Annotated in this window: 11 protein-coding genes and 1 pseudogene; 6 read left to right on the top strand and 6 right to left on the bottom strand. The window is 58.3% G+C overall.

Annotation, left to right across the window (positions count from 1 at the left end; genetic code table 11):
* Positions 1 to 33: 33 nt before the first annotated feature.
* Complete coding sequence (locus CJU94_RS34600; protein WP_095423156.1) at positions 34 to 777, bottom strand: type IV toxin-antitoxin system AbiEi family antitoxin domain-containing protein; 744 nt, start codon at positions 775 to 777, stop codon at positions 34 to 36.
* Positions 778 to 1,339: 562 nt separating this feature from the next.
* On the opposite strand from CJU94_RS34600, the gene CJU94_RS34605 reads away from it, so the two are divergent.
* Positions 1,340 to 1,840 carry an SRPBCC family protein gene (locus tag CJU94_RS34605; protein ID WP_244221107.1) on the top strand — a complete coding sequence of 167 codons (501 nt, stop codon included), beginning with the start codon at positions 1,340 to 1,342 and terminating at the stop codon, positions 1,838 to 1,840.
* Positions 1,841 to 2,086: 246 nt separating this feature from the next.
* Complete coding sequence (locus tag CJU94_RS34610; protein ID WP_244221108.1) at positions 2,087 to 2,677, top strand: hypothetical protein; 591 nt, start codon at positions 2,087 to 2,089, stop codon at positions 2,675 to 2,677.
* Positions 2,678 to 3,300: 623 nt separating this feature from the next.
* Here CJU94_RS34610 and CJU94_RS34615 read toward each other — a convergent pair.
* Together CJU94_RS34615 and CJU94_RS34620 are read right to left on the bottom strand one after the other, a co-directional pair.
* A complete protein-coding gene (locus CJU94_RS34615) occupies positions 3,301 to 4,464 on the bottom strand; it encodes a M20 aminoacylase family protein (RefSeq protein WP_095423158.1) in 1,164 nt (387 codons plus the stop codon).
* Between the two features lie 36 nt (positions 4,465 to 4,500).
* Positions 4,501 to 5,730, bottom strand: a complete 1,230-nt coding sequence (locus tag CJU94_RS34620) for a diaminopropionate ammonia-lyase (protein WP_095423159.1) — start codon at positions 5,728 to 5,730, stop codon at positions 4,501 to 4,503.
* A 170-nt stretch (positions 5,731 to 5,900) separates the two neighbouring features.
* Between CJU94_RS34620 and CJU94_RS34625 the strand changes: the two genes are divergently transcribed.
* Positions 5,901 to 6,377: an Lrp/AsnC family transcriptional regulator gene (locus tag CJU94_RS34625; protein ID WP_095423160.1), complete on the top strand. Its 477-nt coding sequence runs from the start codon at positions 5,901 to 5,903 to the stop codon at positions 6,375 to 6,377.
* Between the two features lie 129 nt (positions 6,378 to 6,506).
* Here CJU94_RS34625 and CJU94_RS34630 read toward each other — a convergent pair whose 3' ends face one another.
* Positions 6,507 to 7,643 (bottom strand): branched-chain amino acid ABC transporter substrate-binding protein, encoded by a 1,137-nt coding sequence (locus CJU94_RS34630; RefSeq protein WP_095423161.1) that lies wholly within the window; start codon positions 7,641 to 7,643, stop codon positions 6,507 to 6,509.
* 680 nt (positions 7,644 to 8,323) lie between these two features.
* Between CJU94_RS34630 and CJU94_RS34635 the strand changes: the two genes are divergently transcribed.
* Positions 8,324 to 9,523 carry a porin gene (locus tag CJU94_RS34635; protein WP_095423162.1) on the top strand — a complete coding sequence of 400 codons (1,200 nt, stop codon included), beginning with the start codon at positions 8,324 to 8,326 and terminating at the stop codon, positions 9,521 to 9,523.
* A gap of 185 nt (positions 9,524 to 9,708) precedes the next feature.
* Here the strand turns inward: CJU94_RS34635 and CJU94_RS34640 are convergent, their stop codons facing one another.
* On the bottom strand, positions 9,709 to 10,710 hold the full coding sequence (locus CJU94_RS34640; protein WP_095423163.1) for a LysR family transcriptional regulator: 1,002 nt from the start codon (positions 10,708 to 10,710) through the stop codon (positions 9,709 to 9,711).
* Between the two features lie 379 nt (positions 10,711 to 11,089).
* Between CJU94_RS34640 and CJU94_RS34645 the strand changes: the two are divergent.
* A pseudogene (locus CJU94_RS34645) lies at positions 11,090 to 11,689 on the top strand (tyrosine-type recombinase/integrase).
* Positions 11,690 to 11,736: 47 nt separating this feature from the next.
* On the opposite strand, the gene CJU94_RS34650 reads toward CJU94_RS34645, so the two are convergent.
* Positions 11,737 to 12,039: a tyrosine-type recombinase/integrase gene (locus CJU94_RS34650; RefSeq protein ID WP_244221109.1), complete on the bottom strand. Its 303-nt coding sequence runs from the start codon at positions 12,037 to 12,039 to the stop codon at positions 11,737 to 11,739.
* 343 nt (positions 12,040 to 12,382) lie between these two features.
* Between CJU94_RS34650 and CJU94_RS34655 the strand changes: the two genes are divergently transcribed.
* Positions 12,383 to 12,730 (top strand): hypothetical protein, encoded by a 348-nt coding sequence (locus CJU94_RS34655; RefSeq protein ID WP_095423165.1) that lies wholly within the window; start codon positions 12,383 to 12,385, stop codon positions 12,728 to 12,730.
* The last annotated feature ends 37 nt before the right edge of the window (positions 12,731 to 12,767 follow it).

The following is a 12,767-nucleotide window of genomic DNA, read 5'->3' on the forward strand; positions in this document are numbered from 1 at the left end:
GTGAGGACGTTGAGCCTTAAGGGGGCGTGCGGATCAGGCCTTCAGGGTGAGGCGGGGGCCGCCCTTGCGGCTGCTCGTCCAACGCCGGCCGGGCCCGAGCCGATCGACGTGCCGCTGGAGGTCCTGGCCCCAGGGAAATCCGCTCGCTTCTCCAAGATCGCGTACGAGCTTGACGACCTTGACGCGCGTGCAGTGCGAGAGGAGGGTGTCCAGGACAGCCGGGCGGAGATTGCGCAGCGAGGACGCGAGACTCATGGCCTCCTCAAGGGACTGCCCCTTCGCACGTCGTTTGCCTACGTCGCTGGCGAGTTCAAGCAGCGCGCGCTCGGGCTCGGAAACGAGCAGCGAGGGATCGCGGTTCGGCAGCGGTGACAGAGCGGTGTTTTCCGGCATGCTCTGGTCGAACAGGTGTGTGGTCTGCAGTGTATAGGGCATATGTTCGCCGACCCAGTCCGGCATGACGTAGGGGCGTTCTGCCCACAATACGACGCGCTCGCGAAAGCTCAGGTTGTGGCGCACCCCCTGCCAGTCCAGGGCCGTTTTGCCGCCGACGTGAAGGCCTGGTATTCGCTGGGCGAGATAGGCCAGTATTCCATCCCGGGTGGGCGTGTCGCCCGCTAGCAGATAGGCGCCTTTGGACAGGCGTTGCAGCCATCCGGCGTTGACCAGATAGGTGGTCTGCTGGGGGCTCACACCCCAGTCGCGAAGCGTTTGCGGGTCAAGCGGTTGCCCGCGCGGCGCGCTTGCCATGAGCCGTTGAAGTGTCTTGCTGGCCATTCCGTCGATCACGCATGATTTTTTATAGCATACACGTGTTTAATTTGAAGTTACAAAGAATAAATCATGCGGCGTATGCGCGTTCGACTGGCAGGGACGAGGAGGAGCGCTGCTTCGCAGTATGGAGAGCTTCCGGCGTACCCTACATGATTTATTCTTAGTAAATACAAATTTTGTGCTATTTTGTAAGAATAATGCATGCGCTCGCCTGGTGCCCGCCTGCGGATCGACCTTGGACTTCGCCGAAGCGCGTGTGGATTTACGCAGCAAATTTGGGCCTCAAAGTTCCCTCTGTGCCGCTCCGGTCGTGCTGGTTTGCATAATTTTTCCCGCGGGATGGGTCGGGAAGGTCATGATCCGCGCGCGGCATTTCCAGACACGCGCGGCTTTTCCCCGCGGAACTAGAGCTACACGAGTACGCTGGCCGAGGCGTGGCCCGGTTCAGGCGTTTGTGCAGCAACCTGCCGCACCATTGCGCTGGCCCCATGCGGTCCCCTTGCTGGACAAGCTGTAGATTCCCGAAGCGCGAGCATGTGACAAACTCCCCGGAAGAATATTAAGAATGGAGGCAGCTTTGCGGACGGTCGAATATCGCTTCTCCACCATCTGGCGCATCGACGCGCCAGTGCAGGAAGTCTGGACGGCAATCCAGGATTCTGCGCGCTGGCCCGAGTGGTGGAGTAGCGTCGAGCGCGTAGAACAGTTGGAGGCAGGCTCCGATCAGGGCGTGGGCCTCGTACAACGCTACACATGGAAAGGCTGGTTGCCCTATCGCCTCGTGTTCGATATGCGGGTGACGCGCGTCGACCCACTGGTCGCGCTTGAGGGGGAAGCCAGTGGCGATGTCGACGGCGTTGGTCGGTGGAGCTTTTCGACCGACGGACGCAACCGTACCGAGGTCCGCTATGACTGGTGTGTGCAGACGAACCGCGCGTGGATGAATGCGTTGGCACCGTTATTGCGGCCCGTTTTTCAATGGAACCACGACGCCGTGATGCGCGAAGGCGGCGCGGCGCTAGCGCGACGGCTGGACGCGCGGCTGCTTGGCATCGAGCATGGATGAAGCCAGCGCCGCATAAACCGAACGCACCGCGACGATTCGCCTTCACCTCGAGGCTTCTCCTCGCATCGAGGCAAATGATGCGCTCAAATGGTGGGGCAGAATGGAATCTGAACCCAGGCGTTGGCAGATGGCGATCAACCATCGGTCGCTGTTCGGCCCGGTTTCAGCCGGTCGGCGCATCCCTGTGAATCACCGACAATCCGTCTGATTCGGATCGTCAACGACTGTATCTTTCCAGGACATCACGTGCAGTCTTTAGCTGGAGTTATCGGTTCTGCCGTATCTCTTTTGGCGGCCGTCCCGTATGGATATGCAATTTATAGACGGGCCATCCGCCCACACCTATTTAGCTGGTTGATCTGGTCCGTCGTGACGGCTATCGCTGCCGCCGGCCAATTTGTTGCCGGGGCCGGTCCTTCAGCATGGTGTACAGCGGCGATTGCCGTTACATGTTTTCTCACGCTCATGGCCAGCATCTTCAGAGGGGAGAGAAGCTGGGCAAAATCCGACTGGTTATTCCTCAGTATTGCGTTATCGGCGATTCCGATTTGGGTACTTACAAAGGACCCCACGATATCGGTCTGCCTGGTGACACTAATTGAACTTGCAGGTCTCGGTCCGACAGTCCGAAAGACTATTCGTGATCCGTGGAGTGAAAATCTCACCTATTTTTTGTTGTGCGTCCTCAAATACGCACTCGCCATGCTCGCACTTAATACGTGGAGCGTGGCTGTTGCCTTTTATCCAACGGTCAACGTTGCGGCATCGGTCGGCGTTTGCATTCTGATGATTGTTCGGCGCCGGTTGCTGCCCAAAGAAGGGACCAACTCTCAATGACAACCAGTGCTTCTCGAACGCCTGTCGAACAGCAGTCGGCGGCCCCTTGAACCGGCCGATCGAACCGTGCCATATGTACTCTTCGACTTTCGATACGCCCGGGGGCCACGCCTACTTGATCGACTTACGCCAGAAGAGCAGGTATGCGGATGCGCACGATACGGCGAGCAGAATCGCCCACATCGGAGCCAGACTGATCAGAACAGCAGTGACGGGTAACATTTGGATTCCTAATGTCAAGGATTAACGATTACCAACACGTATCCGCTTTAGCCGGAACGGACGATCTGATCGAATATTGCGGTTCCGGCTAGCGATGAGTTAATGCTATATCGCTACCTGGGGGCACCTCTGTGACGTCCTGTCGCACCACCGTTGATACATGTCAAGGCCGAGCCACTCCGGTATCTGAAGGCCTTGGGGCTTCAGATACCGGGACAATCGCTGGCCGCCGATGAATGTCCTGGTGGTTCAAGCACTGTGCAAGAACGCGAACGACCAGACAAATGTCGTCATTCAGCCGCTCAATTCGACAGGGCATTCGCAGGAATCAACGAGATATTGAAAATCCGCACGAGAGCCGGCTGGCCGTTGACCAAGCCGGGACTCGAAGCGGATGTCACTCAGGAAAGAGGGAGGGCGAGTCGCGCTATCTCAGCAAAATATCGCGCACCGGTGAGCAGGATCTCGTCGTTGAAGTCGTAACTGGCGTTGTGGAGCGGAATACCTCCTGCCATCCCCGTATCGCCGTTGCCAATGAAAATAAAGTTGCCCGGTACGGCCTGAAGGAACGCGCCGAAATCTTCGGAAATCATCATGGGCTGCACGCTTGCGTCGACTTTATCCGCACCGACGATATTGCTGGCCGCCGCAACGGCAAGATCCACATATTCCGGTGAGTTCACGGTAGGCGAAAATTCGTGCGTGTATTCGAACGTACATTCAGCCCCGTGCGTATGGCAGAGGCCTTCGCTGATTTCACGCATGCGGGTTGCGAGCATCGTCTGGACTTCGGGTGTGTAGCTGCGCGTGTCACCCTTGATCGTCACGTTCGACGGAATGACATTGCGGATACCGTCCGTCATGAATTCCGTGCAGGAGATCACCGCCTGCAGGCTCGGATCGAGATTGCGGGACACGATTGTTTGCAACGCCAGCACGATTTGCGACGCGATCACGATGGGATCGACGCCCATGTGCGGTCTGGCTGCATGTGTGCCATGGGCCTTGATGTGAATGACGAAATTGTCTTCGCTAGCCATGATGCCGCCGGCGCCCGTAGCGAATGTCCCGGCGGGCATGCCGGGCATATTGTGCGCGCCAAAGATCGCGTCGACAGGGTATCGCTCGAAGAGCCCGTCTTTCATCATCGCTTTTGCGCCGCGGCCGTGTTCTTCGGCCGGCTGAAAAATGAAGCGCACGGTGCCGTTGAAATCCTTTCTCTCGGCAAGCAGGCGCGCCGCGCCAAGAATCATCGACATATGTCCATCGTGTCCGCAGGCGTGCATCTTGCCTTGCGTTCGCGAGGCATGCAGGCGGCCGGGTGCGTTCTCCGCGATATTCAATGCATCCATGTCGGCACGCAGGCCAATCACGCCGCGGCCATTGCCGACCGCGAGGTTGGCGACCAGGCCCGTTCCGCCGATTCCCCGGTGCACGTCGAGGCCGAGTGCTTTCAAGGCTCTCGCGACATAGTCCGAAGTGGCAACTTCCTCAAAACCGGTTTCCGGGTTCTGGTGCAGATGCTGACGCCAACTTTTCAACTGCGATTGCAAGGAGCTTTCCATAACGCATTTCCCTTTTCGACGGCGATTCGGATTGTCCTATCGAACCGTGGGTTCCAGCCATTGAGCCTGACGTGCAAGAACCGAGTCGGCCGTTTCGCCCACACATTCGCTGTAGACCGAGGGTGCCGTCGCTCCCTCCGTGCTGATCACGAGAACGCGTGACTCTTTGTTCAAACCGATGGCCTGCGCCAGTTGTGGATCGTGCATCGCCACTTCGACGCCGGCATAGCCAGCTGCGCCGGATTCGCCGACTACCAGCGGAATGTCCGCAGCGGTTCCGGCCGCGAGCCTGCGCATCGCTCCGATTGCGTCTGCGTCGCTGATCGTCATGAAATCGTCCACGCACAGATCAAGGATCTTCCACGCGATCGGTGAAGCTTCGCCGCAGGCGAGGCCCGCCATGATTGAATCGACGGAGCCTGTGGCTTTCGCGGCTCGACCTTCGAGCGCACTTTGATACAGGCAGTCCGCTTGTTGAGGTTCAACGACCATGAATCGCGGACGTTTGGGGCCATGCATCTCCCAGAGATAACTGGTTACTCCGGCAGCAAGGCCGCCGACGCCGCCTTGCAGAAATATGTGCGTGAAGGCGCATTGGTCTGCATGACTCCGGGACTGCTCGACGATCTCGGCTGCGATCGCGCCGTAGCCCTGCATGACGTCGCGAGGAATGACTTCATATCCTTCATAGGATGTGTCGGAGACCACATGCCAACCGTTTTCCTTCGCAAGGCGTGCGGCTTGTTCCACGGACTCGTCGTAGTTGCCCGTGATGCGAATGATCTGCGCGCCGTACGCGGCGATGGCCTGTTCGCGTTCTGCGCTCACGTTGGCGTGCAAGACGATCACGCAATTGCAGCCGAGTGTTTGCGCTGCGGCGGCCAAGGCCTTGCCATGGTTGCCGTCGGTCGCACTGATCACGACCAGGTTCGTCAGCATTTCCTTGTAGCGTCCCTGGATCAAGCCCTTCGGATCGAGATCGTGCTCGGGCCACAAACGCAGAATCAGGCGTACGAGCGCGATCGGTGCTCCCAGAGCCTTGAAGCTACCGAGTGGCGACCGGACGGATTCGTCCTTGACGCTCAGTCGCGCGACGCCAAGTCGTGCTGCCGCATCGGGCAGATCCCATAGAGGCGTAGCGGACGAACTGAGAAGCTTCCAGCTCTTAAGCCATGCACGGCTCTGTTCAGCGGACTCGACATTCAAAAGAGTCTTCAGTGTGTTGGGATAGTCGGTGTGCGACGCGTGCTTGTTAGTGATCAGCATTGCGATGCGGCTCCAGTGAATAAGTGTCCGGCACGGACCGTCGCATTCCCCGCTGGAAATCGACGCGCCAGCCATTGGGCAAAATGATATTGCTTGACGTGGTTAAATTAATCCCTAAATTTGAGGTTGCGACGCAATAATCTTTCACTTTCGCACCGGAACCTCAGACCATGGCTATCACCCTCGATGCATTCGATCGCAAACTGCTAGCCGAGGTCCAGCGGGATGCGCAACTACCCCAAAATGAACTGGGTGCGCGAGTCAACCTCTCGACTGCCGCCGTGAACCGCCGGCTGCGCCGGCTGGCCGAAGACGGAGTGATCGATCGGTACGCGGCCATCGTCTCGCCCGAAAAGGTGGGATGTCTGCTTACTATCGTTTCCATGGTGGAAGTGGAGAGCGAGCAAATCGATCTGCTCGATTCCATGAAGCGGACCTTTGAACGATGTCCGCAGATTCAGCAGTGCTACTACGTTGCGGGTGAGTGGGATTTCGTACTGGTTCTGACAGTGCGGGACATGGAGCAATACAACGACCTGACCCGGCAACTTTTCTTTTCAAATAACAACGTCAAGCGCTTCAAGACGCTCGTGAGCATGAGTCGGGTGAAGGTCGGGCTCGGCGTACCTGTCGATATCGACGACTGAAGCAGATCATCCGGCGCGGCACCCGGTCGCGCGGAACGTGACATGTCTGTTGCGTCGCCACCGGCACGCGGTGCCAATGCCACGGCCTCCGCGCGATGGACCTCGAATTGTCCATCGCGACGAAGTGGCTTATCTGACGACGCTCGCGTCGTGCCAATCGCCCTGGCCAAACTGCCTGACAGTAATCGCGCCGTTGCGAATGTCGCCGTTCCCGTCAAACTCGATCGGTCCCGTCACACCGTTCAGTGCCAAATTTTGAAGCTTGGGTAGATAGACTTTCGGGTCGACCGAGTCGGCTGCCTGCATCGCACCGGCCATCGCCATCACGGCGTCATACGCATACGGCGCGTAGAGTTGCACCGGAACGCCGAACCGCTGCTGGTAGCGCTTGAAGAACGCGTCTCCTTGCGGCATTTTCGACGGCGGCACGCCTGCCAGCGTGCAGTACGTGCCGCTATTCATCGCAGCACCCGCGAGCTTGATGAATTGCGGCGTACAGGCCTCGTCACCCGCGATGAGTTTGGCCTTCAGACCGAGCTTCTGGGCCTGCTGGACGAATGCCGCCGCTTGCGTATCGCCACCGGTGAAGACGATCCCGTCGGGCACGTGGCTCTTGATGGTCGTGAGGACCGCCATCCAGTTAGTGGTTTTGTCGGTACCGTATTCACGGGCGACGACGGCGCCTCCCGAAGCCTTGACCGCTTTTTCGACTTCGTCGGCGAGTCCCTGTCCGTAGGCTGTTCGATCGTCGACAATCGCGATTTTGGTCGACTTCAGTTCCTTCACAAGATAGGTGCCGATGACCGTTCCTTGCCGCACGTCATTCGCAACCATGCGAAAGACGTTCTTGTAGCCCTGCGCCGTGAGTTTAGGGTTGGTGGCGGACTCGGTGATCATCGGTATGCCCGCATCAGAATAGATCTTCGATGCGGGAATCGACGTGCCGGAATTGGCGTGGCCGACCACGCCTGCAACGCGGTCATCGACCAGCTTTTGCGCAACAGTCACGGCGGTCTTCGGGTCGGCGGCGTCGTCCTGCGAATCCAGTGCGAAGGTAACCGGCTGCCCTCCGATACGGAGTTTCTTCGCGTTGAGATCCTCGATGGCGAGCCGGACGCCGTTCTCGTCGTCCTTGCCAATGTGAGACAGTTCGCCGGTTAATGGCGATACCTGGCCGATCTTGACCGTGACGTCCGCCTCTGCCAGAAGCGGTTGCACCGCGAACACCATCGTCAGAAGAGGAGGGATGAATTTCAGATTTTTCATGCTCGGGCGCTCGCTAGGTTGCGTCGACGGATTGAGGGAAACGCTGGCACTTCCGCGGCCTTTCTGGATCGCTGAAGCAGTAACGATCGTAAAAGACGGGTGCGATAGCCAAAATCCTCCGGTTGCCCTGCGATGCAACTTCTGATCGTTCCGTTGCGGAAAAGTGAGAGATTTTTGATGTCCATGTCGCCGCGAGAAGCGGGGCAACGGCGACGGTCGGAAAAGCTGCGATCGCGTCGCGAACTCGAAGGGTTCGGGATTATCGAGCGTAAGGGCATGATCGCTTTTCCCGATGCTGCGCTCGCTGCAAGGGGTGGGGCTGCTATGGGGCAGGAAACGGTCGTTCGGGGGTGGTATTGGGGGGCCGTTGCGGATCGACAGTTCAGGGGGAATGACAGGCGCAAGGCCTGCCAGATATGGACTGCTACCATTGCTGTAGCAGGTCTGTCGCTTCTGTCCCCCCGTAACTGGCCGGTGGGCCGCATCGAGATAGACAGACGGCCAAGAGGCAAAATTCGGCACGGATTTGCAAGAGCGAGTGTCTGTCCCGGCCAAATGTGCAACGCAACATGTCAGAATTTCGCGACACACTATTTTGTTTCGCTTAGGAGAAACAAGGATGTCGAGTTACGCTCCCATTCGCGGCAACAACAATGTGATCATTCTGCGTGGAGAAACGGATGAAACGAATCGCACTGTCGACTCTCTCGCTGGCCCTGGTCAGCGCTGCAGGCGTAGCACATGCACAAAGCAGCGTAACCCTTTATGGGTTGATCGATGACTCGATCCAGTATGTTCACAATGCCAACCCGGCTGACAACAACCTTTGGCAGCTCGCAGCGGGTAACCTGCAAGGCAGCCGCTGGGGCATGAAGGGCACGGAAGACCTAGGCGGTGGTCTGAAGGCGATCTTCCAGTTGGAAAGCGGCTTCAACCCGAACAACGGCAAGATGGGTTCGTACGGCACGGGCACGAAGCTGTTCGGCCGCCAAGCATATGTCGGCTTGACGCAGGACACATTCGGTACGTTCACGCTGGGTCGCCAGTATGACCCGCTCGTCGATCTGGTCCAGCCGCTCACGGCTGACAACTACTTCGGCAGCACGTTCGCGACCCCGGGCGACGTGGACAACAACGACAACACCTCACGTACGAACAATGCAATCAAGTATGTCTCGCCGGTGTGGGGCGGCTTCCAGGTCGAAGGCATGTATGCGCTGGGCGGCGTCGCTGGCGCAACGGGCGCAGGCCAATCGTGGGGGGGCGCAGCAACATGGGCCGGCGGTCCGTTCAGCGTTGCAGCTGGCTACTTCCGCATGGAAAACGGCAACACGGCAGCAAGCCGTGGCGTGACCCCGACTAACGTGGGTGGCACGTGGAATGCGGGCGGGACGTCGGACGGCACGTTCGATGGTTCGAACATCAATGGCGCGTACCAGTCGGCCAAGCAGATCGACATCACGTCGTTGGCTGCACAGTATGTAACGGGTCCGTTCACGTTCAACGTCCGCTACAGCTTCGCACAGTACAAGCCGGACGCATTCTCCGGCTTTACCGAGCAGGAAAAGTACCACGTCGCTGGTGCGTTCGCTGGCTACCAGCTCACGCCGGCAATGCTGCTCGGCCTCGGCTACACGTACACGCACGGCGCAGGCGACACGTCGGCGAACTATCACCAGGTTTCGCTGGGCGGCGACTACTCGCTGTCGAAGCGCACCGACTTGTACCTGATCGGCGCATACCAGCACGCAAGCGGCCACCAGCGCGATGCAGCCACCGGCTCGGTGGTCGATGCAGGCGCATCGGTTGGATCGTATGGCTACCAGGCCGGTTCGACCAGCCAGGAAATCGTCAGCTTGGGTATTCGTCATAAGTTCTAATAGAACAACATGACCTACGGCTCGAGACGTCGAGCCATACCCCGAAGCCAGCCGGAGGCGTAAGCCGAAGGCTGGCTTTTGTCATGTTCCTTGATCGCTTAAAAAGCGCACGTCCCCGTGAGCGACAACCGCTCCTCAAGGTTAGGCCTGTATTGGCTCTGTGCCCTCTGATCGAAAAGTCGTGTTTATTTCGAGGTGTCCTGAGGACCTCGATTTCCGGTGTCGTTTGCCGGCATTATGCCGTTGCCAGCCAACACCCCCGCAAGAGACGCGAACGCGGCCTTATCACTAGCAAGACGTTGGGGCAACGCTTCCTGTAGAAACTCGACCCATGACCTTATTTTTTTATCAAAAGGCAGGGGAGACGGGTAAATCACGTGGACGTTACGGGCCTTCATCTTGTACTCAGGCAGGACGCGCACCACCGACCCAGCACGCAGTTCTTGCATTCCAACCCGAAAGGGTAACGGGCCAATGCCAAGACCAGCCAGAATCGAATCTTTGAGTATGTCGCATAGGTCGCTCTGAAGAACTGTGTGGTCGACCGAGCACGCCTCATCACCAAATGGCCCTTCAAATTGCCATTCTCCGGATGATATATCGCCGGCCAGATCAATGCGCCGATGCTGCTTAAGATCATAGAGTGTCTTCGGCACCCCGTAACGCTCCAGATAGACAGGTGACGCACAGAGGATTGAAGACATCGCACCAAGACACTCAGAGCTTATACCGGGCTCGGGCGGTTTTGATGAGCAAAGAAGGACAACGTCGTGATCGTCGAGCTTCGCTTTCTCTACCTTCTGCACGAGTGTCACGCTCACCGAAACCTGTGGGAATCGCTCAATGTAGCCTGAAATTACACCCGGTAGATGGTACCGGTCAAAGCTCGCGGATACGCCGATCCTAAGCGTCCCGGAAGGCTCGGCGCTTACTCCCAACGCCTCAGCTTCTGCCTGTGCCAAATGTTTGAGGATCGCTTCACAGTGTGAAAGATACCGCTCACCTGCTTCCGTCAATGCGACGCGCCGAGTTGTCCTATGCAAAAGACGTATGTTCAAGTGCGTCTCAAGGTCTGCTATAGCGCGTGAAACCTGAGACGTAACGAGGTGGAGTTCTTGCGCTGCCGTGGTAAAGCTGCCAGCTGATGCAACTTGAGCAAAGGCGCGGATGGCCTGCAACGTATCCATCGATCAAGTTCCGTCCATTCGGGCTCTAATGATTGGGCAACGACTCGCAACCAACCTGCCATACCACGCGCCATTATTATGCCTGCCTCCGGATGAATCCGCCTTGAATTTGGCTGACCGACCGGAATTTGACGCAACGGGACCAGGCCTAATACGCGGGAGCAGGTGTTTAATAGCGTGCCGTGAACTGCCGGTGCCCCGAGCCTGACTCGTCCGGAATGGCGTCGCCGTCTCGCGTCGAGGAAGGAGCAACGAGGAGGTCCGAACCGTGTCGAACTTGAGACGTTCGCGGTCTTTAGTTGAACGACTGCAGTGGGTCGAAGATTGACCACTCCATCACGCGCAGAATCGATCTCCCTTCATTGAAGAGGAGGCTGTCATGGAAGCGCTTAATTCTTTTGGCTCTCGCCGGGTGCCGTGGAACAAGGGGAGGTCGACCGGCCAGAAGCCTCCGTTGAAGCTTTGAAAAATCTGGGCGATTAGAACGAGGCTGCAGATCTCGTCCGACGCTCGTCAGTTGGCGATGTTCAACCTGGCGATCGACAGCAAGCTTCAGGCGTGCGATTTGACGCGCTTGCAGGTGCAGGACGTCTGCATAGGAGGCCACGTAGTTGCGCGAGCGACGTTTATGCAGCAGAAGACACAACGACCGGTCCAGTTCGAAATTACGGAGCAAACTCGGCAGAGTGTCGCGGCCTGGATCTCAGCGCGGAGGTTGAAGCTCTCCGACTATCTGTTTCCGAGTCGCCCGCACGGGTCAGAGCACCTATCGACGCGCCAGTGTGCTCGCATCGTGCATCGATGGGTGGCGTCAATCGGCCTAGACGCTGCCGCCTACGGCACGCACACAATGCGCCGCACTAAGGCGTCGTTGATCTCCCGCCGAACAAAGAACCTGCGCACGGTTCAGTTACTCCTGGGCCGTACGAAGCTCGACTATGTCCCGCGCCGAACTATGTCCCGTGGCGCACGAGACTGACATGACGTCATCAGTTGGCCGCGCGCAGCGCGGGATATAGTCCGGGCCTACAGGCCCTTCAGAAACGCCAGCAATCGGTCGTCCGGCCGATACCGTCCCGGCTTGCCGTTGGGCGGCGTCGTCCGGTCTAGGACCTCCTGTTTCAACGTGAGGTTAGCGTCGAGGTAGACCTGTGTTGTTTCCACCGATTCGTGACCGAGCCACAGTGCGATCACCGAGGGCTCGACACCTTCTTGCAGCAAATCTATCGCTGTAGTGTGTCGCAACACATGCGGGCTCACGCGCTTGTTTGTCAGCGACGGGCATCTGTCTGCTGCCGCCACGACATACTTGTGAAGCAGGTAGTGCATGCCGTGTACGCATAAGACCAAAGGCCGATTTACGCATGCGCAGATAGCCGTCATCGTATTGAGGCTGCAGCCAGCAAACGGTTGGGGACTGACTCAGACTTGCTCGTTCCTCTGTCCGTTACTCTCATCGACTGCATCATCGATAGGCTGTTGCCGCTAACCTTGTTGAAGGGTCGCGGGTGAAAAGATTGCCTCGGTAACGACCAGTCACCGCGGAAAAGGCCTGTTATGAAGGCTTGTCATCGAGTTTCCGGGCGATGTGAATCGTTCGGGCTTGCACGCATGCTCGCGCGACGTTGCATCAAACCCATGAAAATGCCGATCCAAAGTGAGGGATGAAAAGATGAAACCGTTACCCTTTCTCCTAATGACTGCCGTCACCTTGACTGCCTGTGCGACTGCACCGATGCCGCCGAACGCACAATCGGTCGGTGAAAGTCAGCAGCCGGTCGCCGCAGTCGCGCAATGCATCGCTCAGAAATGGGCGGACCGGTCGCAACAGACAGTCATATCGCAGGTCATTGTGGCGAACAATCAGGCGATGGATGTCTATGTTCCAGGGCAGCGGCCGCCGGATGGCGCTGCAGCTGTCGTGCGGCCCTCGTGGACGGGCCACAAAACCTGGGTCGGATTTCGCTCGGGTGCAGGTGCGGGTGGCGATGCCACCGGCGATATCAACGCCTGCCTTTAAGCCTCCGAACGCCGGAGCCCTTGATGGCAACCATGGC

It is taken from the genome of Paraburkholderia aromaticivorans, assembly GCF_002278075.1.
GTDB classification, from domain to species: domain Bacteria; phylum Pseudomonadota; class Gammaproteobacteria; order Burkholderiales; family Burkholderiaceae; genus Paraburkholderia; species Paraburkholderia aromaticivorans.